29 protein-coding genes are annotated in these 22,931 nt (G+C 63.6%); 13 read left to right on the top strand and 16 right to left on the bottom strand.

The genetic code is table 11. The features are described 5' to 3' along the window. Window positions 1-67 precede the first annotated feature (67 nt). Window positions 68-694 carry a class I SAM-dependent methyltransferase gene (locus ACODTA_RS16525; protein WP_489067053.1) on the top strand — a complete coding sequence of 209 codons (627 nt, stop codon included), beginning with the start codon at window positions 68-70 and terminating at the stop codon, window positions 692-694. A 3-nt stretch (window positions 695-697) separates the two neighbouring features. On the opposite strand, the gene ACODTA_RS16520 is transcribed toward ACODTA_RS16525, so the two are convergent. Then, complete coding sequence (locus tag ACODTA_RS16520) at window positions 698-1,867, bottom strand: phospholipase D-like domain-containing protein (RefSeq protein ID WP_489067052.1); 1,170 nt, start codon at window positions 1,865-1,867, stop codon at window positions 698-700. A 221-nt stretch (window positions 1,868-2,088) separates the two neighbouring features. On the opposite strand from ACODTA_RS16520, the gene rpoZ reads away from it, so the two are divergent. Beyond that, on the top strand, window positions 2,089-2,433 hold the full coding sequence (gene rpoZ, locus ACODTA_RS16515) for a DNA-directed RNA polymerase subunit omega (RefSeq protein WP_222991781.1): 345 nt from the start codon (window positions 2,089-2,091) through the stop codon (window positions 2,431-2,433). A gap of 78 nt (window positions 2,434-2,511) precedes the next feature. On the opposite strand, the gene ACODTA_RS16510 is transcribed toward rpoZ, so the two are convergent. Beyond that, on the bottom strand, window positions 2,512-3,012 hold the full coding sequence (locus ACODTA_RS16510) for a winged helix-turn-helix transcriptional regulator (protein WP_222991782.1): 501 nt from the start codon (window positions 3,010-3,012) through the stop codon (window positions 2,512-2,514). A 155-nt stretch (window positions 3,013-3,167) separates the two neighbouring features. Between ACODTA_RS16510 and ACODTA_RS16505 the strand changes: the two genes are divergently transcribed. From ACODTA_RS16505 to ACODTA_RS16485, 5 genes are all read left to right on the top strand, one after another. Beyond that, entirely contained in the window at window positions 3,168-3,449 is a 282-nt protein-coding gene (locus ACODTA_RS16505; protein WP_489067051.1) for a CC_3452 family protein, read from the top strand. A gap of 148 nt (window positions 3,450-3,597) precedes the next feature. Then, a complete protein-coding gene (locus ACODTA_RS16500) occupies window positions 3,598-5,688 on the top strand; it encodes a RelA/SpoT family protein (RefSeq protein WP_489067126.1) in 2,091 nt (696 codons plus the stop codon). An 84-nt stretch (window positions 5,689-5,772) separates the two neighbouring features. Then, window positions 5,773-7,371 (top strand): alkaline phosphatase D family protein, encoded by a 1,599-nt coding sequence (locus ACODTA_RS16495; RefSeq protein WP_489067050.1) that lies wholly within the window; start codon window positions 5,773-5,775, stop codon window positions 7,369-7,371. A gap of 93 nt (window positions 7,372-7,464) precedes the next feature. Further along, complete coding sequence (locus ACODTA_RS16490; RefSeq protein ID WP_246623724.1) at window positions 7,465-8,034, top strand: GNAT family N-acetyltransferase; 570 nt, start codon at window positions 7,465-7,467, stop codon at window positions 8,032-8,034. 152 nt (window positions 8,035-8,186) lie between these two features. Further along, a complete protein-coding gene (locus ACODTA_RS16485) occupies window positions 8,187-8,369 on the top strand; it encodes a hypothetical protein (RefSeq protein WP_489067048.1) in 183 nt (60 codons plus the stop codon). Between the two features lie 44 nt (window positions 8,370-8,413). On the opposite strand, the gene ACODTA_RS16480 is transcribed toward ACODTA_RS16485, so the two are convergent. The 11 genes from ACODTA_RS16480 to ACODTA_RS16430 all read right to left on the bottom strand — a co-directional run bounded on the left by ACODTA_RS16480 (window position 8,414) and on the right by ACODTA_RS16430 (window position 15,284). Next, window positions 8,414-8,908 (bottom strand): MmcB family DNA repair protein, encoded by a 495-nt coding sequence (locus ACODTA_RS16480; RefSeq protein ID WP_489067047.1) that lies wholly within the window; start codon window positions 8,906-8,908, stop codon window positions 8,414-8,416. A gap of 61 nt (window positions 8,909-8,969) precedes the next feature. Next, entirely contained in the window at window positions 8,970-9,581 is a 612-nt protein-coding gene (locus ACODTA_RS16475) for a cell wall hydrolase (protein WP_489067046.1), read from the bottom strand. Window positions 9,582-9,742: 161 nt separating this feature from the next. Next, entirely contained in the window at window positions 9,743-10,084 is a 342-nt protein-coding gene (locus ACODTA_RS16470) for a DUF1491 family protein (RefSeq protein WP_489067045.1), read from the bottom strand. After that, window positions 10,081-10,563 (bottom strand): PaaI family thioesterase, encoded by a 483-nt coding sequence (locus tag ACODTA_RS16465; protein WP_489067044.1) that lies wholly within the window; start codon window positions 10,561-10,563, stop codon window positions 10,081-10,083. Before ACODTA_RS16465 ends, ACODTA_RS16470 begins: the two co-directional genes overlap by 4 nt. Beyond that, window positions 10,553-11,020 (bottom strand): PTS IIA-like nitrogen regulatory protein PtsN, encoded by a 468-nt coding sequence (ptsN, locus tag ACODTA_RS16460; RefSeq protein ID WP_489067043.1) that lies wholly within the window; start codon window positions 11,018-11,020, stop codon window positions 10,553-10,555. Before ptsN ends, ACODTA_RS16465 begins: the two co-directional genes overlap by 11 nt. A gap of 82 nt (window positions 11,021-11,102) precedes the next feature. Beyond that, on the bottom strand, window positions 11,103-11,696 hold the full coding sequence (gene hpf, locus ACODTA_RS16455; protein WP_489067042.1) for a ribosome hibernation-promoting factor, HPF/YfiA family: 594 nt from the start codon (window positions 11,694-11,696) through the stop codon (window positions 11,103-11,105). 55 nt (window positions 11,697-11,751) lie between these two features. Further along, window positions 11,752-12,459, bottom strand: coding sequence for a DNA polymerase III subunit epsilon (dnaQ, locus tag ACODTA_RS16450; protein WP_489067041.1), 708 nt, complete (start codon window positions 12,457-12,459; stop codon window positions 11,752-11,754). Window positions 12,460-12,467: 8 nt separating this feature from the next. Further along, the gene (gene coaE / locus ACODTA_RS16445; RefSeq protein WP_489067040.1) at window positions 12,468-13,058 is read right to left on the bottom strand and encodes a dephospho-CoA kinase; all 591 of its coding nucleotides are present in this window, start codon (window positions 13,056-13,058) and stop codon (window positions 12,468-12,470) included. Then, window positions 13,055-13,867 carry a shikimate dehydrogenase family protein gene (locus tag ACODTA_RS16440; RefSeq protein ID WP_489067039.1) on the bottom strand — a complete coding sequence of 271 codons (813 nt, stop codon included), beginning with the start codon at window positions 13,865-13,867 and terminating at the stop codon, window positions 13,055-13,057. The genes coaE and ACODTA_RS16440 overlap by 4 nt, the downstream gene beginning before the upstream one ends. Continuing rightward, window positions 13,864-14,460: a Maf family protein gene (locus tag ACODTA_RS16435; RefSeq protein ID WP_489067038.1), complete on the bottom strand. Its 597-nt coding sequence runs from the start codon at window positions 14,458-14,460 to the stop codon at window positions 13,864-13,866. Before ACODTA_RS16435 ends, ACODTA_RS16440 begins: the two co-directional genes overlap by 4 nt. Continuing rightward, on the bottom strand, window positions 14,457-15,284 hold the full coding sequence (locus ACODTA_RS16430; RefSeq protein ID WP_222991793.1) for a pyruvate, water dikinase regulatory protein: 828 nt from the start codon (window positions 15,282-15,284) through the stop codon (window positions 14,457-14,459). The genes ACODTA_RS16435 and ACODTA_RS16430 overlap by 4 nt, the downstream gene beginning before the upstream one ends. A gap of 288 nt (window positions 15,285-15,572) precedes the next feature. Here ACODTA_RS16430 and hemE point away from each other — a divergent pair, with 288 nt between their 5' ends. The 6 genes from hemE to ACODTA_RS16400 all read left to right on the top strand — a co-directional run bounded on the left by hemE (window position 15,573) and on the right by ACODTA_RS16400 (window position 20,905). Then, window positions 15,573-16,616, top strand: coding sequence for a uroporphyrinogen decarboxylase (gene hemE, locus ACODTA_RS16425; protein ID WP_489067125.1), 1,044 nt, complete (start codon window positions 15,573-15,575; stop codon window positions 16,614-16,616). Beyond that, a complete protein-coding gene (locus ACODTA_RS16420) occupies window positions 16,613-17,065 on the top strand; it encodes a CopD family protein (RefSeq protein WP_489067037.1) in 453 nt (150 codons plus the stop codon). Before hemE ends, ACODTA_RS16420 begins: the two co-directional genes overlap by 4 nt. Before the next feature lie 159 nt (window positions 17,066-17,224). Next, window positions 17,225-18,481 (top strand): transcription termination factor Rho, encoded by a 1,257-nt coding sequence (rho, locus tag ACODTA_RS16415; protein WP_489067036.1) that lies wholly within the window; start codon window positions 17,225-17,227, stop codon window positions 18,479-18,481. Window positions 18,482-18,506: 25 nt separating this feature from the next. Continuing rightward, window positions 18,507-19,223, top strand: a complete 717-nt coding sequence (locus ACODTA_RS16410; RefSeq protein WP_489067035.1) for a TerC family protein — start codon at window positions 18,507-18,509, stop codon at window positions 19,221-19,223. A gap of 123 nt (window positions 19,224-19,346) precedes the next feature. Then, the gene (locus tag ACODTA_RS16405; protein WP_489067034.1) at window positions 19,347-20,402 is read left to right on the top strand and encodes an AI-2E family transporter; all 1,056 of its coding nucleotides are present in this window, start codon (window positions 19,347-19,349) and stop codon (window positions 20,400-20,402) included. Beyond that, window positions 20,399-20,905, top strand: coding sequence for a DUF2147 domain-containing protein (locus ACODTA_RS16400; protein ID WP_489067033.1), 507 nt, complete (start codon window positions 20,399-20,401; stop codon window positions 20,903-20,905). The genes ACODTA_RS16405 and ACODTA_RS16400 overlap by 4 nt, the downstream gene beginning before the upstream one ends. Here the strand turns inward: ACODTA_RS16400 and ACODTA_RS16395 are convergent. The 3 genes from ACODTA_RS16395 to ACODTA_RS16385 are packed head-to-tail and all read right to left on the bottom strand — an operon-like array spanning window position 20,824 to window position 22,924. Then, entirely contained in the window at window positions 20,824-21,801 is a 978-nt protein-coding gene (locus ACODTA_RS16395; protein WP_489067032.1) for a quinone oxidoreductase family protein, read from the bottom strand. The genes ACODTA_RS16400 and ACODTA_RS16395 overlap by 82 nt on opposite strands. Then, the gene (locus tag ACODTA_RS16390; RefSeq protein ID WP_489067031.1) at window positions 21,798-22,496 is read right to left on the bottom strand and encodes a dienelactone hydrolase family protein; all 699 of its coding nucleotides are present in this window, start codon (window positions 22,494-22,496) and stop codon (window positions 21,798-21,800) included. Before ACODTA_RS16390 ends, ACODTA_RS16395 begins: the two co-directional genes overlap by 4 nt. Next, window positions 22,484-22,924, bottom strand: coding sequence for a methylated-DNA--[protein]-cysteine S-methyltransferase (locus tag ACODTA_RS16385; RefSeq protein WP_489067030.1), 441 nt, complete (start codon window positions 22,922-22,924; stop codon window positions 22,484-22,486). The genes ACODTA_RS16390 and ACODTA_RS16385 overlap by 13 nt, the downstream gene beginning before the upstream one ends. Between the last annotated feature and the right edge of the window lie 7 nt (window positions 22,925-22,931).

Below are 22,931 nucleotides of genomic sequence, written 5' to 3'. Positions count from 1 at the left end.
AGATGCTTGAACAAGGCCGGTTTATTTGCGACTGCCAGTGTTTCGATAAACGCCCAAAGGGGATTACATGACCGCATCATCCGCGAAGACCGGGCGCAAGCTTCCCGCCTGGATGCGGCGTATGACGCGGCGAACCGGCCCCTTGGCGATGTTTTTCAAAGGTTTTCTAAAGCACCCGGTGATGGTGGGATCCATCATCCCGTCATCCGACGCGACCATCGCGAAGATGCTCGGCCCGGTCGACTGGGCCAATACCAAGATCTTTGTCGAATATGGCCCGGGCGTCGGTACCTTTTGCCGACCGGTTCTCAAGAAGCTTCCCAACGACGCGAAGCTGATCGCGATCGACACCAATCCCGATTTCATCGCCTATCTGAGCGAGGAGATTCCCGATCCGCGCTTCGTGCCGGTGCTGGGATCGGCGGCGGACGTTCGCCGCATCATCGCCGAACATGGCGCTGAACATGCCGATTATGTCCTGTCCGGCCTGCCCTTCTCCACCCTGCCCGCCGGCATCGGCCCGAAGATCGCCGAGGAGACCGCCGCGGCGATCCGCCCGGGCGGCGCGTTCCTCGTCTATCAATTCTCCCCCAAGGTCTACGACTTCCTGGCGCCCAATTTCGAGCGCATCGATCACGCGATCGAATGGTGGAACGTGCCCCCGGCCCAGCTCTACTGGGCCTGGAAGGATTAGGCGTCAGTCCAGCCCGAAATTGAGCCGGCGCGTCACCGTATAGTCGGCCACGCCGACCACCAGATAGGACAGCGCCCATTTCAGGCGATTGACGAAGCCGGCATTCGCCTTGTGGATCTCCGGCGTGATCCGCTCGCAATCGGCGAGTTCGGCTTCGAAAAAGGCCCGCATCCGGGCGGCGAATGCCGCGTCGTCGATGCGGAGCATCAACTCCAGGTTGAGGAACAGACTGCGCATGTCGAAATTGGCGGATCCGATATAGGTGACGTCGTCGATCACGATCAGCTTCATGTGCAGCTTGGCCGGCACATATTCGTGAACCTCGACATTCCGCCGCAATAGCCCGCCATAAAGGAAGCGCGCGGCGCCGACCGTCGCGCCATTGTCCGACAGGCGCGCGGTCACGATCCGCGATCGCCCGCCGCGCTTCACCACGCGCTTGATGCGCTTGAGCATCGAACGGCCCGGCGAGAAATAGGCCTCGATCATGTCCGCCGAACGGGCATGTTCCAGATCGTGCTTCACCGATCGCGCCCAGGCGCTCAGCCGGCGCGTCGGCCCGCCCAGCAGCCATTGCAGCCGCCCGCGCGCATGATGCTGCATCGTGCGCAGCAGCTTGCGCAGCCGGCGCAGGCTCGGGCGCTCCAGTCGCGCCCAGATCATCAGCGCATCGAAATAGCGCGACAGCCAATGGACGGCCGGTCCCTCGATCTCCAGCCCGAGATCGTGCCAGCCGCCCGCCGAGGGCGGCCGGAAATAATCATCGGCGATGTTGAATCCGCCGATGATCGCGACACGGCCATCGGCGATCGCCATCTTTTGATGGTTGCGCAGCAGATAGCGCCGCCCGAAACGCGGCAGGAAGCGACAGGTGTCGCATCCAGCCTCGACAAGCGGCGCGAAGAAGGCCGGCGGCGTGTTGCTGCTGCCGAAACCATCGACGATCAGCGACACGGAAACGCCGCGATTGATCGCGTCGAGCAGCGCCTCGCGCACCGCGCGGCCGGATTCGTCGCCCTCGAAGATGTAATAATAGAGTTTGAGGCTGGTCCTGGCGCCTTCGATCAGCGTGATCAGCGCCGCCCAGCTCGCGGGACCGTCGACGACCAGCTCCAGCCGGTTGCCGTCCAGCGTGGGAACGTCGTCGATCACGATCGGAGCCGCCAAAGCCATATCCGATTCATGGGTGTGCAAGGCGCGGAGAGCAAGGGAAAAGCCGCATTTCCTTGACATCCGGCGCCGTCGTCGCTACCTCGCCGCCTTTCCGATATCAGCAGAGCCTGGCTTGCCTGGATGACAGCGAGACAGACTATGCTTATGGCTTGTTTTCCGTGATTTCCGACTCATCGGATGATATCCGACGTGAAATCGCCTAGAGGATTGGTGGAGCGACTATGGCGCGCGTTACTGTCGAAGATTGCGTCGACAAGATTCCGAACCGCTTCGATCTGGTTCTGCTCGCGGCACAGCGCGCGCGCCAGATCTCGGGCGGCGCGGAGCTGACCATCGATCGCGACCGTGACAAAAATCCGGTCGTCGCCCTGCGTGAGATCGCCGACGAGACCGTTCACCCCGAAGATCTCAGCGAAGCAGTGGTTTCCAACCTGCAGCGCGTCCAGATCGACGACGACGATGTCGCGGACGAGATCGGCTCGCTGAGCCAGTCGGCCGAGGCGCTTCGCCTGACCGCCGCCGCGCCGCCGCGCAACCAGAATCTGGGCGCCGATTACGACGGCTGATTCGATATCCGGGCGTCTGCCGTTGTGGCCGACGCCCTATATCCATCGTTTTTGGTGAAAATAGTCTGCGCGGTGCGCTTATTCGGCGGCCTGCGCTTCCTCTTCGCGTGACATGCTGAGCGGCCGAATCTCCTCGGCCTGTCGCCAGCACAGATCCTGCGCGCCCAGCACACGGTCGTCATGCGCGCGGATGGTGACGGGCCGGATCGGCTGATGATCCCGCTCGTCGACAAGCACCGGCGTCGACGGGATGCCTGATCCCCATTGCTCGCCCCATTGACGGAGCGCGATCATCGCCGGCAACAGCGCCAGGCCCTTTTCGGTCAGCCGATATTCGATCTTGCGGCGATCGTCGGGGCAGGGGTTGCGCATCAAAATGCCGTGATCGACCAGCCGCGACAGCCGGTTCGCCAGGATATTGCGCGCAATTCCGAGTTCCGACTGAAACTCCTCGAAATGATAGATGCGGTTGAAGGCGGCGCGCAGGATCATGAACGACCAGCGCTCGCCCATTGCCTCCAGCGCCACCGGCAATCCGCAATCCTCGGCGATCAGCTTGAGCGGTTCTCTCAATCCCATGTTCACAGCCTAACTCAAAAAAATCGGTCGCGCAAAAAATATACGTTTTCAGTTGCAACTAAAAATCTACCTTGGTAAGTAGTGATTCGCAACTTAAATTCCTTCGAAAGGGCCTCCCCATGCTCCGCACCGCTTCCCTGGCCGCCTCGGCGGTCATGTCCGTCCTGTTGCTGTCCGCCACGGCGGCCAGCGCGCAGCCCGCCGGCGCCTTTTATTCGGCCAAGCCGGTGGCCGCATCGAGCGCGGCGAAGCTTGTCGTTCGCGACACCGTCTGGAAATGCGGCGCCGATGGCTGCACGTCCAACACCAAGGGCAAGAGCCGCGCCGCCTTTGTCTGCGAATCGCTCGTCAAGGAAGTCGGGCAGATCGAATCCTTCCGCGCCGGCGCCGAACAGTTCGACACCGACGCGCTCGCCAAGTGCAACGCCAAGGCTTGAGCAGAACCCCTCTTCCCAAGCTGTTGCGATGATGCGGCACGCGATCCCCCGATCGCGTGCCGCTTTTTTGCAACCCTAGTTGCGCAAATGTCGCTTTCTTCCGCCAAAAAGCTTGCATGATCGGGGCGCGACACCCCAGATGGGCGTTGTGCTGCGGCAATATGAACTGGTCGACCGGGTCCTGAGCTATGACCCCGATGCGGACGAAGCGCTGATCAATCGCGCCTATGTGTTTTCGATGAAGGCGCATGGCAGCCAGAAACGCGCTTCCGGCGACCCATATTACAGCCATCCGATCGAGGTGGCTGGCATCCTGACCGACCTGCACCTTGACGACGAGACGATCGTGACCGCGATCCTGCACGACACGATCGAGGACACGCTGACGACGCACGAAGAGATCGAGCGGCTGTTCGGAACAAACGTCGCGCGACTCGTCGATGGCGTGACCAAATTGTCGAAGATCGAAGCGCAGACCGAGAATGAGCGTGCGGCGGAGAATCTCCGCAAGTTCCTGCTCGCCATGTCCGACGATATCCGCGTGCTGCTGGTGAAGCTGGCCGACCGGCTGCACAACATGCGCACGCTGCATTTCATCAAGTCCGAGGAGAAGCGCCGCCGCATCGCCAAGGAGACCATGGACATCTATGCCCCGCTCGCCGAGCGGATCGGCATGTACGAGTTCATGAAGGAGATGCAGACGCTCGCCTTTCGCGAGTTGGAGCCGGAGGCCTATGTCTCGATCAGCAAGCGGCTGGAGCAATTGCAGGGCGAAGGCGGCGACCGCATCGCCAAGATCGCGTCGGGCCTGAAGCTGTTGCTGTCGCGCGCCGGCGTCGAAGTGGACGTATCGGGCCGCGAGAAGCATCCCTATTCGATCTGGCGCAAGATGGCCGAACGGCACATCAGCTTCGAGCAGCTTTCGGACATCATGGCGTTCCGCGTGATCACGCCCGATGCCGAGGCATGCTACCGCGCTCTCGGCGTGATCCATCAGCGCTGGCCGATGGTTCCGGGCCGGTTCAAGGACTATATCTCCACCCCCAAGCGCAACGGCTACAAATCACTCCACACCACGGTGATGCATGCCGGCGACACGCGGATCGAAATCCAGATCCGCAGCCGGGCGATGCATGCCCAGGCCGAATATGGTCTGGCGGCGCATTGGGCGTACAAGCAGAACGGCACATCGGACGTCCAGGCCGGCTGGATCCGCGACCTGATCGAGATCCTCGAAAATGCTGACAGCGCCGAGGAGCTGCTCGAACATACGCGCATGGCGATGTACCAGGATCGCATCTTCGCCTTCACGCCCAAGGGTGAGCTCTACCAGCTTCCAAAGGGCGCGACGCCCGTCGATTTCGCCTATGCCGTGCACACCGATCTCGGCGACCAGACCGTCGGCGCGAAGGTCAATGGCCGTGTCGTGCCGCTGCGCACCCAGCTCGAAAATGGCGATCAGGTGCAGATCCTGAAGTCCAAGGGGCAGGAACCGCAGCCCGGCTGGCTCAATTTCGTGGCGACGGGCAAGGCGCGCGCCGCGATCCGGCGTTTCGTGCGCCATAAGGAACGCGACGAAAGCATTTCGCTTGGCCGCAAGATCTATGACGAGATCGTCAAGCGCCTGCCCACCCAGCTCGGCCAGGAAGCGTTGGCGCAGGCATTGAAGCGCCTGAAGAAGCAGGACGAGCCGACCCTGATGGAGGCGATCGCCAAGCAGCTCATCTCCGATACCGAGCTGATGGAAGCCCTGATGCCGGGGTCGACGGGCACCGATATCGCCGGCAAGTCTCCACCCAAGCAACGCGAGGCGATCTCGATCCGCGGCCTCACCCCCGGCGTCGCCTACCGCCTCGCCGAATGCTGCCATCCCGTGCCCGGTGACCGGATCGTCGGCCTGCGCCGGCCGGGCGAGGAGATCGAGGTCCATACGATCGACTGCGAAAGGCTGAGCGACGGCATCGATGCCGACTGGATCGACCTGGCCTGGGGTGAAGCATCCGAAAGCGGAACGGCGCGGCTGAGCGTCGTGCTGAAGAACGAGCCCGGCGCGCTCGCGGTGATGGCGGGCATATTCGGCACGCACAAAGCCAACATCCTCAATCTGAGGATGGAGAATCGCGATACCAGCTTCCACCATTTCACGGTCGATCTTGAAGTGAACGACCTCCATCACCTGATGCGTATCCTGGCCGCGCTCCGGGCGGCCGATGCGGTGAGCCGAGCCGAGCGCGTTTGATCACGGACGCATTGCGAAGCCGCGCGCACGGCGTCACACAGCCATCATGAACCGCGTGCAGACGAACACCGGATTGGAGATGGCATGACAATACGGATCGATCGTCGCAGCCTGATTCTGGGCGGCAGCATGGGGCTCGGGGCGTTGCTCCTTCCCGGCGGTGCGCATGCCGCGGCCAGCCTGTTCGGCGCGCGCGGCTTCACCCACAATGTCGCGAGCGGCGAGCCCGGACCCGATTCGATATTGCTCTGGACCCGCTACGTACCCACGAGCGGCGCCGAAACGGCGCTGGCCGTCGAGCTTTCCGAAACACCCCGATTCGAGCGCATCGTCGCCGGCGGCAAGGCCGTCGCGCGCGCCGATGCCGACTTCACCGCGCGAACGGTCGTCAGCGGGCTGGAGCCGGGACGCTGGTATTATTATCGCTTCGCGACCCCCGACGGCACAGTGTCACCGATCGGGCGGACGAGGACGCTGCCCGCCGGCCCCTGCGCACGCTTCGGCCTAGGCGTCTTTTCCTGTTCGAACCTGCCCTTTGGCTGGTTCAATGCCTATGGCCATGCGGCGGCGCGCGACGATCTGGACCTGATGGTCCACCTCGGCGATTATCTCTACGAATATCCGCGCGGCACCTATCCAAAGCTTCCGGAGGCGGTGAAGGGACGCATCATCGATCCGCCGGGCGAACTCCTCCATCTCGCCGACTATCGGCTGCGTTATGCGGGCTATCGCAGCGATCCCGATCTTCAACGCATCCATCAGCTGTTCCCGATGATCGCCCAGATCGACGATCATGAAGTCGCCAACAACACCTGGACTGACGGCGCCGAGAATCACCAGAGTGAAGAAGGCGATTTCGCGGCGCGCAAGGCGGCGGCGCTTCAAGCCTGGCATGAATGGCTGCCCGTGTCCGACGCTGCCTGGAGCGGGTACGAGATCGGCGATCTCGCGACGCTGCTGCGCCCGGAAACCCGCGTCACGGGCCGGTCGCGCGAACTGAAGATGACTGAAGCGCTCAGGGATCGATCGGTGCTCGAGGATCCTGCGCGGACGATGATGGGCTTGGTGCAGGAAAAATGGGTGACCGATACGCTAGCCGCGTCGGTCAAGCGCGGCGCGCGCTGGCAGATCCTGGCGCAGCAAACGAATATGGGGCGGCTGTTCACCCCACCCGACGCGCTGAGCCTGCTCGCGGCGGACGCACCCGACTATCTTGTCGCCTATACAAAGGGCGGAATCGCCGCGACCAAGGCGGGCATCGCCGGCAACCTCGACGATTGGGGTGGCTTCCCGGCATCGCGCGCGCGCATGCTGGACGCCGCCGAAGCCGCCGACGCGAATCTGGTCGTGCTTTCAGGCGACAGCCATAATGGCTGGGCGTTCGAGTTGCCCGGTACACATGGCCGTGCCGGCGTCGAGTTCGGCGGCCATAGTGTCTCCTCGCCCGGATACGAGGCCTATCTCACCGCAACGCCGGACACCGTCGCGCGCATGGTGCGCGGCTCCAGCCCGGAACTGAAATGGGCGGACACCAGCCATCGCGGCTATATGGCGATCGAGATCACGCCGGACCGCGTGAACGGCGAATGGGTATTCATGGAAACCGTGCGGCAGCGCAGCCAGGTGGTCTCGGGCAGTCATCGAATGTCGGTGCGGCACGGAGAGCGCGCGTTCGCCGCTTGACGCGGCCGGACGGCGCGCCAATCATGGCTGCATGACTGGCCAGAGACTCTTGCGCCCCGGCTGCTTCATTCACGAGCTTCAGGAGCGTTGACGATGACCGAGCCCGTCCGGACGATCGATTACGGCGACATGACGCTGGAGATTCGCCGCTTCCATCCCGAAGATCAGGAAGCGATGCTGCGCTTCGCGCGCGCGCTGCCCGAACATGACCTGCTCTTCGTCGGCCGTGACCTCAAGAATCGCAAGGTGGTGGAGGCCTGGCTCGCGCGGATCGACGATGGCCATATCGACAGTCTGGTCGCGGTTGGCCCGCAGGGTATCGTCGCCACATCGGCGATCATGCGCGATCCTTTGGGCTGGTCGCCGCATGTCGGCGAAGTGCGGCTGCTGGTCTCGATCGAGATGCGCGGACGCGGGCTTGGCCGCACCATGCTGCAGGAGAGCTTTCGAATCGCCGTCGATCGCGACCTCAAGAAGTTGACCGCGCGGATGACGCCAGACCAGACCGGCGCGATCGCGCTGTTCCAGAATCTCGGCTTTCGCGCGGAAGCGCTGCTCAAGGACCATGTCATGCGCCGCGACGGCAAGGTACATGATCTCGCGATCTTCAGCCACGACGTCGCCAAGATCGCGGCACGGCTTCCGGCGCGTGACGCTGAATAAGACGGAGGCAGCGGGGCCTTTCCTGCTACACCACGATTCCTTTCCTGGTGGCCGACGCAAAGCTGTCGCCGTTCCGCAAACAGCCTGACGCATTGCGATGACAGTCTCTGGCGGGCCGCACCGATGCGGCCGATTCGCCAGCGGAGACCATCATGTCCAACATCGAAACCCAGCAGGACGACGAAATCCTCGACACGATCGACGAAACCCAGGTCGACGCCGGACATGAAGCCGAAGTCGCCGAAGACGACGATCAGGATGATGAGGCCGAGGCCGGTGACGAGGAAGACGACGGTGAGGAAGGGGACGAAGACGAGTCCGACGACGAGGATTGAGTCCCGTCACGCCGGGCGATCTCGAACGAGGTTGCCCGGCTGTTTCAGGCGCCGTCGGGAAGCACGATATCCGGATCGAGGGTGCCCAGCAGCCGCCCGGCAGCGCGCCTGGCGAAGCGCAGCGTCTCCGCCTTGCGCCGGGCTCCGGCTAGGGGCGTCGAACGCGCTTCGCGGATGATGGCACCGTCATAGCGATCAGCGATGATCACGCCGGTGCGATCGGGCATGAAGAATTCGCCGTCGAGCGGCGATGCGTCGAATCCCGGCGGCACCGCCCAGAAGAAGCGATCGCAATAATCGAGATAGTCCGGCCATTTCATGTCGCCCAGCAGATCGCCGCGCGCGACCTTGATCTCGACGATGGTAAGCCGGCCGGTTGCGTCGAGAGCCATGATGTCGGCGCGCCTGCCATTGCCCAGCGGCACTTCCACCAGCGCGACCATGTCATGTGCCAGGAACAGCCGCGCGACTCCGCGCGCCACATCGGCGGCGGTCACGGGCAGAGGATTGGATGCGCAAGTCAGGCGGACAGCGGTCATGCCGCCAGTCTAGAACAAGACGTGAACGAATGGAAGGAGGGGCGAAGCCCCTCCAAACCGATCAGCGATAGAAGACGTGGTTTCCGACGGTCGCGATCCGGCGAAGCTTCCAGCGCGGCGAGACGTGCGTGGCATGGAAGAAGAGCGCGTCCGATGCCGCGCTTTCCCAGCGATCCTTTTCAGCGATCCGCGCGATCGCAACTGCTTCCCGCCAATCCTGGCTGTTGCGATTGATCGCGGGCATACGGCCGCCGCGCACGAACGAAAACTGGCCGGGCTGGTGAACGACACCGCAAACTGTGCTGGCGAAACGGCCGGAATCGGCGCGGTTGAGGATCACATCGGCGACGGCGAGCTGGCCGTCGAGCGATTCGCTGCGTGCTTCGAAGTAAACGGCGCCAGCCAGGCATTCCAGCTCGGCGGTCAGGTCTTCACGGGTCTGTTCGGCAGCCACCAGCGCGCTCAGCGTGCGGGGCTCTGCCTCGACTTCGGGAACCTCAGCCGTGGTTTCGACGTTGGCGTCTATGATCAGGGGGTCGTTCTTGACGATCTCGACGGCGGACGCCGGAGTCGTTGTGGTGCCGGTCGCGAACGAGGGAACCGCCTGGACGGCGGCCGATGCGGCACAAAAGATGATCGCCGCATAGCTTGCGGCGCGCAGAACAGGACTCATCAGACAATCGTTAGTGCGGTTGACGCATCTGGCGGGGCGCATACTCCAAACACCGCACCCCCGATTTGTCCCCCGACTGCGCTACCGTCCTTGCCGATACATCCCGCAAGACGGTCTGGCGCATTGAAGTCGTGCGGCTCTGTTATTGCAGCGCAATGGAGTCAAGCTGGACCGATCGTTTCAGCGGCGAACCGTTCAGCGTCTGCGATATCCAGTTCGACGATCCATATATCGGGGTCGCGTGTGCGCCGACGCTCCAGATATTGTGATATTTCTGGCGCGTCGGTGGTATCGCGTGGCCCACATGGTGCCCAGGCATATGCCCCGCCCATATCCAGAATCCGTTCGAACAGCCCGGAGACCTGGCCCCTTTCGGCGCAGATGAGGATGATCGCGCCGCCGCCGGCGTCACCCTTGGCCAGCACCGTCGCATATCCACCCTCCGCTTGCACCCTGCGGATCAGGGCACCGACCAGCATCGCGCTGGACAGGCGCGGCGTCATGCGCGCTGCGCGTCCCGATATCCGGGCAAGCTGGCGAGCGGGATCCGCGATCGCATGAAAGTGCCGGTGCCGCGCGCGGCTTCCTCGCCATCGGCGTCGATCAGCCGCGCGTCGGCGAGATAGACCCGCCTTTTACCACTGATCCAGCGCCCCTCCGCAATCACCGGCCCATTGTGGATCGGGCGAGTGAAGAGCAGGTTGAAAGCGGTTGTCAGCAGGAAATGATCGGTGACCAGGCTGTTCGCCGCATAAAAAGCAGCATCGTCGAGCATCTTGAAATAGCTGGTGCCATGCGCGGCGCCCGCCGCATGATGAACGCGGTCGTCCACCTGGAAACGGATTCGGGCAAAGCCGGCTTCGGGAATCTCGAGTTCGGATTCGAACAGCCGGTTGATCGGCGCGCTGCGATAAAGTGATTCAAGCGCCCGGAAATGGGCGTCCTCGCCCCGTGCGGTTTCGCCCGTGCCCTCAGGCGGCATCGCGTGCTTCGGCGCTGACGAGCAGCGCATAAAGCGCGTCGTCCGAGCCAGCACCACGCAGCTTGGCGAGGAAGGGACGATCGCGCAGCGCGCGGCTGACGCGCGCCAGCGCCTTGAGATGCTCCGCCCCTGCATCGGGCGGGGACAGGAGCATGAAGACGATATCGACTGGCATATCGTCGATCGCCTGAAAATCGATCGGCTGATCGAGACGCGCAAATACGCCGACGACGCGTTCGAGCCCCTCGATCTTGCCATGTGGAATCGCGACGCCACCGCCAAAGCCGGTCGATCCCAGCCGTTCGCGTTCGGACAGACGTTCGATCACGACACGCGCGTCGATGCCGCCGTTTTTTTCCGCCAGCGCCGCGAGTTGCTGGAACAATTGCTTCTTGGCCGAGACCGAAAGGCCGGCAACGACAGTGCCGGGGGTAAGAATGTCGCTGAAATCGTTCATATCAGTTCCGATTCGGCGGGAATCGCTCCCGCCTTTAGCCCCCGGTAAAGTCGTTGCATATCACGGCGTTAAGGCGTCGCCGTCAGGCGGCGCGCTGCGGTTCGACCCAGCCGATGGTCCCATCGCCGCGGCGATAGACCATATTATAAGCGCCAGTGCCACTGTTTTTGAACAGCAGCGCGTTGGTGTTGCGCAGATCAAGCATCATCACCGCGTCGGAAACGCTGGCATCGGGTACGTCGACCCGGGTTTCCGCGATGATCGGCGGATTGTCGCTCGGCTCCTCGACCTCCTCGGCCGCATCGAACACGGTATAGCCAGCGTCAAAACCGTTGAGACCGTTGAGCGCCGCGCTCGCCGCCGCCTGCTGGACGCCGTGGCGATCCTTCAGCCGGCGCATGTAGCGGCGAAGCTGGGTTTCGATCCGTTCGGCGGCCGCGTCGAAGGAGGGATGCGCTTCCTGCCCCGTACCGCTGCCCTTCAGGATCACGCCCTGCATCACATGAGCGACGATATCGCAGCGGAATCCGTAATCGTGCGGCCCCTTGCCGAAGGTGACGGTGGCAGACAGCGCACGTGAGAAATATTTGTCCGCGATCCCCTCGAGACGGTCCTGAACGTGCGCGCGCAGCGCATCGCCGGTGTCGACTTGATGACCGGAAACACGGATATCCATGGCATTCTCCATTTGCTGTTCGCGTCGGCGCATCTGGTGCGCCGCCCTGCGATGATCAACCTGCCTGGCCGACCTGTACCCACAGCGGGTCGGTAAGCCGGGCCACGAATTCGGCGTGCCGCGCCAGTTCCTCCGCGCTGGCGCAATGGGGACGGGGTGGACGAACCGGACGGTTCGCTTGGATAGTAACGCGCGACTCGGCGATTCGGCTCACCGGCGCGCTTTCCTCGGTGGCGAGCATAAGGCCGATCTGCCGCCCGCCGGTCAGCTCGACATAGAGTTGCGAAAGCAATTGGGCGTCGAGAAGCGCGCCGTGCAGGACACGGTGGCTGCGATCGATGCCGTAACGCGAGCAAAGCGCATCCAGACTGTGCTTGGCGCCGGGATGGCGGGACCGCGCGATCGCCAGCGTGTCGATCATGCGATCGGTGAGCACGATCGGCCGCGCGCACAGGCCAAGCTCGTGATTCAGGAAGGAAAAGTCGAACTGCGCATTGTGCGCGACCATCGGGCTGTCGGCGATGAATTCGAGCAGTTCCTCCACCTTGTCGGCAAAGAGCGGCTTATCGGACAGGAAGGTTTCGGACAGTCCGTGGACGGCGTGCGCCTCGCTCGGCATCGATCGCTCAGGGTTGAAATAGGCGTGGAAGACGCGGCCGGTTTCGACCCGATTGATCAGCTCGATACAACCGATCTCGACCAGTCGGTCGCCATTCTGGGGGCTCAGGCCGGTGGTCTCGGTGTCGAAGACGATTTCGCGCATTCCCGGGATTATCGGCGCAGTTTCGCGCGCATGCAAGTGACGAGATGCGCCACTTCGGCACGCGTTCGCTGTCGGGTCGTACCGGTTTCGATCACCACGTCCGCCCGGCGGCGCTTCACCGCGTCGGGAGTCTGCAGTTTCAGGATCCGGCGGAACTTCTCGACAGTCATGCCGGGCCGTTTCAGCACGCGCCGCCGCTGCATCCAGGCGGGTGCGGACACCACGACGACGAGATCGACCAGGTCCGCGCCGCCCTTTTCGAAGAGCAGCGGGATATCGAGCACCACGATCGGCCGGGACCGATGACGGCGCAGAAAACCGCGGCGTTCCTCGGCGACCGCCGGATGGACGATGCGTTCGAGCGCGGCGAGCGCGGGCGCATTGCCGAACACTGCTTTTCCGATCGCCGCCCGATCGATGCCGGCGGCGCTCGTCGCCCCCGGGAACAGCGTCTCGATCGCGGGCAACAGCCTGCCGCCAGGGCCTTGCAACCGATGCACCGCGGCATCCGCGTCGAAGACCGGCACGCCCAGCGACCGGAACATGCCGGCCACCGCGGACTTGCCCATGCCGATCGATCCGGTGAGGCCGACGATCACGCGAGCAGCCGCTCGCGCAGCTCCGCATCATGTTCGCGTGGCGACGCCACGCCGAAGAACAGTTCGAAAGCGAGCGCCGCCTGGCCGACAAGCATCTCCAGCCCGTCGATCGTCTCCAGTCCCCGCGCCTCAGCGGCGGCGAGAAGGTCCGTCTGCAAGGGCGCATAGACGATGTCGTAGACGACGCAGTCCTCGGGCTGGGCCGAAAGATCGGGCGCGAGCGGCGGCATGCCGGCCATGCCCAATGTGCTGGCGTTGACGATAAGCGCCGATGGCGGCAGCGCCGCATCAAGCGGCAAGGCCTGGCCCTTGAGCCCGAACGCGGCAAGCAGGCCCGCGCCCTTCAGCACATTGCGATTGAGGATGGCGACTGGGCCAACGCCGATCCGCGACAAGGCGAACAGCACCGCGCGCGCGGCGCCACCAGCGCCGATCACCGTCACTGGCGCGCCCGCGAGCGGAATATCGGACAAGGGCGTGAAGAAGCCGCCGGCATCGGTGTTCGTGCCGGTGAGCGCGCCATCAGGCGCCCGCAGCACGGTGTTCATGGCGCCGATGCCGTCACGGACGCCACCGGGGTCGCCGACGAATTCCATCACCGCCAATTTGTGGGGAACGGTGACGTTGCAGCCACGCCACAAGGGGTCGGCGCGGCGGCTCTCGAAATAGGCGGGCAGCGCGTCGGCGGTCACATGCGCGGCGCGATACGCGCCCTGGATCCCGAGCTTTTCCAGCCAGAAGCCGTGAATCAGCGGCGATTTAGAATGCGAAATCGGATCGCCGATCACTTCAGCATAAGGCGCGCTCATGTCGTCAATACTCCCCTGATCCGCAGATAATCGAGCAACGGCAGCAACGGCAGGCCCAATATGGTGAAATGGCTGCCCTCGATGCGCGCGAAAAGCTGCGCGCCGGGACCTTCGATCCGATAGCCGCCGACGCAGCCCGCGATCTCTTCATATTCCAGGTCGAGATAGGATTGGATGAACGCCTCGGACAAAGGCCGCACCGTCATCCTGGCACGATCGACATGGCGCCAGACCGGGCGACCGGCTTCTGCGATCACCGCCGCGCTGTGGAGCATGTGCGTCCGCCCCGACAACAGACGAAGCTGCTCCGCCGCCGCTTCCCGGTTCACAGGCTTGTCGAGCATGGCGCCGTCGTCGAGCGCCAGCGTCTGATCACCGCCAAGCACCATCGCGCCGGGCACGCGGTTTGAAACGCGCAGCGCCTTCAGTTCGGCGAGTGCGTCGGCCAGGTCGCGTGGCGACAGGCCATCGGCCCGGAGCGCCGCCTTCGCGGCCTCTTCGTCCACACCTGACGCCATGGCGTCGTGTGCGATCCCGGCAGCATCCAGCATGGCGCGCCGTGCCGCGCTTTGCGAAGCGAGAAGCAACGTCATGCGTCGGGATCCTGACCGGCCGCGCGCTCATTGTAGAGATTGATGATCGCAGCCGCGGTCTCCTCGATCGAGCGACGCGTGACGTCGATCACCGGCCAGCCATTGTCGGCGAAGATACGCCGGGCATAGGCGACCTCGCGCGTCACCGCATCCTGATCGACATAATCGGTCTCGGGCGCCTGATTGAGCGAGAGCAGCCGGTTGCGCCGTACCTGGATCAGCCGGTCGGCGCTGGTGGTGAGGCCGACGACGAGTGGATGACGCAGCCGGTAGAGCGTGTCGGGCGGCGGCGATTCCGGCACGATCGGAATGTTCGACGTCTTGTAGCCGCGATTGGCGAGATAGATAGATGTCGGCGTCTTGGACGTGCGCGAAACACCGGCGAGAACGATGTCCGCTTCCTCCCAATTCTCCCAACCGACGCCGTCGTCATGCGCGATGGTGAACTGGATCGCGTCGACGCGCGCGAAATAAGCGGCGTCCAGCGTGTGCTGGCGCCCGGGCCGCGCCTTGGCTTCCTGACCGAGCAGGTTCGATAGCGCATCGGTCACTGGATCGAGCGCCGCCACCATCGGCAATCCCAGCGCGCGACAACGCGCCTCGAGCTTTCGACGGGTTTCGACATTGACCAGCGTGAACAGGACAAGGCCGGGATTCTGGGCGATATCGATCAGGATACGATCGAGATGACCTTCAGATCGGACCATCGGCCAGAAATGCTTGATCGTCTCGACCCCGTCGAATTGGGCCAGCGCCGCCTTGGCGATATTCTCCAGCGTTTCGCCGGTTGAATCGGACAGGAGATGGAGGTGCAAGCGGGTCATCGACATATCTTTGTGGATAAAGTGGGGATTTTTCCAGTGAAAGCCGCGATGGCCCTTTTCATCCACGCAGATCCGGATTCAATCCACGGGTTTTCAACAGCCAATCATCCCCGCGGACGAGTCTGTGGATAACGGGGATGAGCGATACGACTCATGCGCTGAATCGCGGTCCTGTCGGAGTCAAGCTGTTGGCAAAGATGCGGACAGGCGATAAGTCCCGCTCTTCCCTGCCCAACATCATTCATCATCCTTATTTCCAAAGACTCTAGATAGAAGAAGAGAGCCGTTCTGAGCGACCGACCGACCGAAACGCGACCCTTGCTCTCCGTGCTCAAGGGTGAGCGCCGCCCGGTGCCCCCCGTCTGGCTCATGCGCCAGGCCGGGCGTTATCTGCCCGAATATCGCGCGCTTCGTGCCGATAAGGGTGGATTCCTGGAACTGGTGAACGACAGCGAGGCGGCAGCCGAAGTGACGTTGCAGCCGATCCGCCGCTTCGGATTCGACGGCGCGATCCTGTTTTCCGACATTTTGATCGTGCCCCATGCGCTGGGTCAGGATCTGCGCTTCGAAGCGGGGGAGGGACCGCGGCTTTCACCCCCATTGGTCGATCATGCGCTTGAATCGCTGAGCACGGTGCCCTCGCGGCTCGATCCTGTATACGAAACGGTGCGCATGGTGCGCGCCGGGCTGCCGGCGGCGACGACCTTTCTCGGCTTCGCGGGTTCGCCCTGGACGGTCGCCACCTATATGGTCGCGGGCCAGGGAAGCCGCGAACAGGGAGAGACGCGGCGCTACGCCTATCGCGATCCGCAGGCCTTCGATGCGATCGTCGAAGCGATCTCGGCGATGACGATCGATTACCTGTCCGGTCAGATCGAAGCGGGCGTGGACGCGGTGCAGCTGTTCGACAGCTGGGCCGGCAGCCTGTCGCCCGATCAGTTCGAACGCTGGGTGATCGCACCGACAGCACGGATCGTCGACGGATTGCGTGCGCGTCATCCCGACACCCCGATCATCGGCTTTCCAAAGGGCGCCGGGGGCAAGCTTGCCGCCTATGCACGCGAGACCCGGGTCGACGCGATCGGGCTGGACGAGACGGTCGATCCCCAATGGGCGGCGGCGACGCTGCCCGCCGATCTGCCGGTGCAGGGCAATCTCGATCCGCTGGCGCTGATCACCGGAGGCGAAGCGCTCGAGCGTGGGGTGAAGCGGGTCCTTGCGGCTTTCGCCGACCGCCCCCATATCTTCAATCTCGGCCATGGCATCCTGCCCGATGCGCCCATCGCGCATGTCGAGCAGTTGCTGGCGATCGTGAGGGGCGGGGCGCGATGAGCGAAATGGCCGGCTTCCTGGGTGCAGCCACGCTGTGGGTGAAGGCGGCGCATATCATCTTCGTCATCTTCTGGATGGCGGGCATGTTCATGCTTCCGCGCTTCTTCGTCTATCATCAGGAAAGCCCGCCGGGGTCGCCCGAGGACGCCCGCTGGGTGGAACGCGAAACCCGGCTGCGGCGGATCATCATCACCCCGTCGATGATCGTCGTCTGGGTGCTGGGCCTGACGCTGGCGCTGAATGCCGACGCGTTCTCTCAGGGCTGGTTTCATCTGAAATTCGCCGTGGTCTTCGCGCTGAGCGGTTACCATGGCTGGATGGTCGGCTATGCGAAGAAGCTCGCCAGAGGCGAACGACCGCTGCCCGAGCGAACCCTGCGGCTGCTCAACGAGGTGCCCGGCATCGCCGCGGCGGTGATCGTCATCCTCGCCGTCGTCCGCCCGTTCTGAATCCGGCGATCTGATCGCGGTTGACTTGCGCGGAAGCGCCGCTTAACCCTTTCGGCGAATTCCGTCCTCGGCCGTCCGTGCGCGAGCGACTTCCCTTCAAAGCCGATCCGCCAACACGGACATCCCAATCATCACCCGAATACCAATCGGACTCCATCAATGCATCTTAAAGAACTCAAAAAGAAATCCCCCGCCGAACTCGTCGAAATGGCCGAGGAACTGGGCGTCGAGGGCGCGTCGACACTGCGCAAGCAGGACCTGCTCTTCGCCATCCTCAAAGTCGAGGCCGAGAACGGCACTCAGATCATGGGCATGGGCACGATCGAGGTGCTCCAGGACGGCTTCGGTTTCCTGCGCAGCCCCGAAGCCAATTACCTGGCGGGCCCCGACGACATCTACATCTCGCCCAACCAGGTCCGCAAATTCGGCCTGCGCACCGGCGATACCGTCGAAGGCGAGATCCGCGGCCCCAAGGATGGTGAGCGCTATTTCGCGCTGACCCGTCTGATCTCGGTCAATTTCGACGATCCGGATGCGGTGCGCCACCGTGTCAATTTCGACAATCTCACGCCGCTCTATCCCGAGCAGAAGCTCAACCTCGACACGCTCGATCCCACGGTCAAGGACAAGTCGGCCCGCGTGATCGACATCGTCTCGCCGCAGGGCAAGGGCCAGCGCGCGCTGATCGTGGCGCCGCCACGCGTCGGCAAGACCGTGTTGCTGCAGAACATCGCCAAGGCGATCACCGACAATCATCCCGAAGTCTTCCTGATCGTGCTGCTCATTGACGAACGGCCGGAGGAAGTGACCGACATGCAGCGTTCGGTGAAGGGTGAGGTCATCTCCTCCACCTTCGACGAACCCGCGCAGCGCCACGTCCAGGTCGCCGAGATGGTGATCGAGAAGGCCAAGCGCCTGGTCGAGCACAAGAAGGACGTCGTGATCCTGCTCGATTCGATCACGCGCCTCGGCCGCGCCTACAACACCGTCGTGCCCAGTTCGGGCAAGGTGCTGACGGGCGGCGTCGACGCCAACGCGCTGCAGCGCCCGAAGCGCTTCTTCGGCGCGGCGCGCAATATCGAGGAAGGCGGCTCGCTCTCGATCATCGCCACCGCGCTGATCGATACCGGCAGCCGCATGGACGAAGTGATCTTCGAGGAATTCAAGGGCACCGGCAATTCGGAAATCGTGCTCGACCGCAAGGTGGCGGACAAGCGCATCTTCCCGGCGCTGGATGTCGGCAAGTCCGGCACCCGCAAGGAAGAGCTGCTGGTCGACAAGAGCAAGCTTTCGAAGATGTGGGTACTGCGCCGCATTCTCATGCAGATGGGCACCATCGACGCGATGGAGTTCCTGCTCGACAAGATGAAGGATTCGAAGACCAACGAAGACTTCTTCGATTCGATGAACCAGTAAGACTGGCTGGGCGTTCGGGGGCACGATGATCGATCTTCTCGCACTTTCCGCAGCTGCGGCCGGCTCGATCGGTTCGCCGCTCGACATCTGGCATCATATCGTCAGCGATTTCTCGAACATCGGGCATCCGGCGCAGATGTCGGCGTTCGTCCAGGTGCTCATGATCGATATCGTCCTGGCGGGCGATAATGCGATCGTCGTGGGCGCTCTGGCGGCCGGCTTGCCGGCCGATCAGCGCAAGCGCGTCATCATGATCGGCATCATCGCCGCGCTGGTGCTGCGCATCGCCTTCGCCCTGGTGGTGAGCTGGCTGCTTGGCATCATCGGGCTGATCTTCGCTGGTGGTGTGCTGCTGCTCTGGGTGGCGTGGAAGATGTATCGCGAGCTCCATCCTGCGGGCAGCGGCGATTCCCCCGAAATCCACGGCGACCAGTTCTCCGGCGTTCGCCCGGCCAAGAGCTTCGCCGCCGCCGCCTGGGCGGTCGCGCTCGCCGACGTGTCGATGAGCCTGGACAATGTGCTCGCGGTAGCGGGTGCCGCGCGCGAGCATCCCGGTATCCTGATCATCGGTCTGCTGCTCTCGGTTGTGCTGATGGGTATCGCCGCGAACATCATCGCGAAATATATCGAGCGTTATCGATGGATTGCCTATGTCGGCTTGCTGGTGATCCTCTATGTCGCAGGCAAGATGATCTATGACGGCATCGTGGATCCCGGCGTGGGACTGATCAGCCTGTTCTGAAGGCACGGTTTCCTGAGACCTGACACAAGGCGCGTGATTCACGGATCGCGCGCTTTGTTGTATTGAACGCCTTCCGGTTGAATCCGGTCGACGCGTAAGGTCGGTGCGTCTTTTGGGGGGATGATGACGAAGCTCGAGGATCGGACTTTCCTGGCGCTGGTCGTCGTCATCTCGCTGGCGCTCGCATGGGTGGTCGAGCCGTTCTTCGGCGCGATCCTGTGGGGGCTGGTCGCGGCGATCCTGTTCGCGCCGCTCAATCACCGCTTCGCACGCCGATTGGGTGGGCGGCGCAATATCGCGGCGCTGATGACGCTGCTCGTGATCGTGGCGATGGTGATCGTGCCAGCGATCCTGCTCGGCATTTTCCTGCTGCAGGAGATATCGGCAATCTATGTGAAGATCCGCACCGGGCAGATCGATTTCGCGCTCTATTTCCAGGAAGTGCAGCAGATTCTGCCGGGCTGGGCGCGCAGCATGCTGCGGCGGATGGGGCTCACCAATATCGGCGCGGTGCGCGAACTGATCGCGGCGGGCATCACCAGCAGTTTCCGTTCGCTCGCCGCTCAGGCTTTCCTGATCGGGCAAAGCGCGTTCGGTTTCCTCGTCGCGCTTGGCGTGATGCTCTATCTGCTGTTCTTCCTGCTGCGTGACGGCGACGGGCTGGTCGCACGGTTCCATGCGGCGGTGCCGCTGCGGCCGGAGCAGAGCGGGGCGCTTGCCGACCGCTTCGTCGCGGTGATCCGGGCAACCATCAAGGGCAGCGTGATCGTGGCGATCCTGCAGGGGACGATCGGCGGCATCGTATTTGGCTTGCTCGGGATCCAGGGGGCGCTGATCTGGGGCGTGATGATGGGATTCCTGTCGCTGTTGCCCGCGATCGGCACGGGACTGGTCTGGGTGCCGGTCGCGATCTACCTGCTGGCGACGGGCGCGATCTGGCAGGGTATATTGCTGGTCTTCTGCGGTCTGTTCGTCATCGGCATGGTCGACAATATCCTGCGCCCGATCCTTGTCGGCCGAGATGCGCGTATGCCTGATTATATCGTGTTGATCTCGACGCTTGGCGGGCTCGAGGTGTTCGGATTCAGCGGATTCGTGATCGGACCCGTCATTGCGGCATTGTTCATCGCCGCATGGGATATTCTGACGGAATCGCGAAGAGTGGCGAATGCGGCATGATCGGCATGCTTCGCCTGCCGTTGATCATCGTCGCGATGCTGCCGGCGCTGGCGCAAGCGGCCCCGGCTGACCGATCGCGGGGAATCTGGCGCAACCCGAGCAACAGCGTCCATATTCGCGCTCATCCCTGTGGCCAGACCATGTGTGGCACTGTGATCTGGGCGAGTGACAAGGCCAAGGCGGATGCACGGAGGGGCGGAACCGAGGAACTGATCGGCGCGCAGCTTTTCAGCGGATTCGTTCAGGAGAGGAATGGGGTCTGGCGCGGCAAGGTGTTCGTGCCCGATATCGGCAAGACCTTTTCAGGCACGATCACGGTGATGAATGCGCGCACGCTCAAGGGAGCGGGCTGCTTGATTGGCCGGATCGGCTGCAAGTCCCAGATCTGGACGCGCGTCGACGATCCGGGCCGGATAGGGGATCAGGGCAAGAGGACCGTCGCACCCACTGTCTTGCGCGATTCGAGCGCCCTATGGGCCTCGGCGGCGTCGGCGAGCGGATAGCGCTGACCGATCTCGATCTTCACCGCTCCTGAAGCGAGCATCTCGGTAAGCCTGTTCCATCCTTGCGCCCGATCGCTAGGCAACTCGATCCAGTCATAGACGGTCGGGCGGTTGAGGAAGATCGATCCGGCGCGCGCGAGCACCAGCGGTGCGATCGGCGGTACGGGGCCGCTGGCATTGCCGTAGCTGACGATGATACCGCGCTTGGCGACCGAGGCGAGCGAGGCATCCCAGCTATCCTTCCCGACGCCGTCGAGCACGGCATGAACGCCACGGCCATCGGTCGCGGCGCGCACGGCCGCCGCAAGCGCGTCAAAGCTGCCATGCAGGGAGACATCGGCGCCCAGCCGGGTCGCGACCGCCGCTTTTTCCGGCGATCCGCTATGCGCGATCACATGGGCGCCGATGGCCTTGAGCCATTGGACAAGGATTGATCCGACGCCGCCGGCGGCGGCATGGACCAGCACCGATTGGCCGGGCTCGACACGGGCGCAGCGCTCGACGAGCGACCAGGCGGTCAGGCCCTTGAGCAGTGCTGCCGCGGCGGTTTCGGAATCGAGCGTGTCCGGCAGGAGAAAGCTGCGGACTGCATCGGCGACGACATGGGTGGCATAGCTGCCGCGCTTGGCGAAATATGCGATCCGGTCGCCCGGTGCGAAATCGGTGACGCCTTCACCCACCGCCTCGACGATTCCCGCACCCTCGGTCCCCATCAGGATTGGGGAGGGGGCCGGATAAAGACCGGTGCGATAATAGATATCGATGAAATTGACGCCGACGGCCTGGTTGCGGATGCTCAACTCGCCCACGCCTGGGGTGGGAAGTTCGATATCCTCGCGTTCGATGGCATCGACACCGCCTGGCTCGCGGACGATCAGCCTCCAGGCGTCGCTCATGCCAGCGTCTCCGCGAAGAAGGCGGCGGTGCGCGCGTCAGCCAGCTCGGCACCGGTTTCGTCGCGCCGTTTGCTCATCTCCGCCGCGAAGCCATGATCGAGACCCTGATAATCGTGGATCGTCACCTTGGGATGATCGTCGAGCCCGTCATGCATCGCCTTCTGCGCATCGGGGCCGACGAAATGATCGGCGGTGGGAACGTGAAGCAGCACGGGATGCGCGATCGCGTGCTTCTCACCCAGCAGCCCGTCGATGCCGACACCATAATAGCCGACGGATGCGTCGATGTCGGTGCGCGCCGCGGTCATGAAAGCAAGGCGCCCGCCGAGGCAATAGCCGACACAACCGACCTTCTTGCCGCCGCTCTTCGCGCGAGTGAGATGGATCGTCGCTTCGATGTCGGCGATGCCCTGGGTCTGGTCGAACTTGCCCATCCAGCCGAGTGCTTCCTGAAATTCGGCGGGCACATCGGGATCGAGTTCGATGCCGGGCTTCAGCCGCCAGAAGAGATCGGGGGCGATGGCGAGATACCCCGCCTCCGCCCAGTCGTCACATTTCTTGCGGATACCAGGGTTCACGCCGAAAATCTCCTGGATCACGATGATCGCGCCGCGCGCTTCACCGGCGGGTTCGGCGCAATAGCCCTGGAAGCTGCCGTCCTTTTCCAAAGTTTCTATCGCGATCATGCCGGCCATGGGAGTACCTTTCCTGAGTGACGGGATTCGTGGTCGAGCAACCACAATTTGGTCGTTGGGCCCCGGCCACCGGAATAGGCGCCGAGCTTGTCGCCGGATGCCAGTACGCGGTGGCAAGGGATGATGATGGGGAAGGGATTGCGCGCGCAGGCCTGGCCGACCGCGCGAGGACCGGAATCGAGCTTGCGGGCAAGCGCGCCATAGCTCAGCATGTCGCTAAAGCCGATGCCGGCGATGCCGGCGCGCAGTGCTTCGCCCCGAGGACTGGCGGCGGGCGTCAGTGGAAGATCAAAATAGCGCAGGCTTCCCGTGGAATAGGCGAGGATCTGCGCTTCGGCTTCACGGAGGACGGGTGTGGGGCCGGGACGTTCGGGATCGCTGTTATCGGGTTCGATCGCGGTGTGTGCGAGTGTATCGCCATCGGCCACCAATCTG

Source organism: Sphingomonas sp. FG14 (assembly GCF_057809675.1).
Note: the sequence above shows the minus strand (reverse complement) of the source record. Positions and strands in the feature narration are given on the sequence as shown.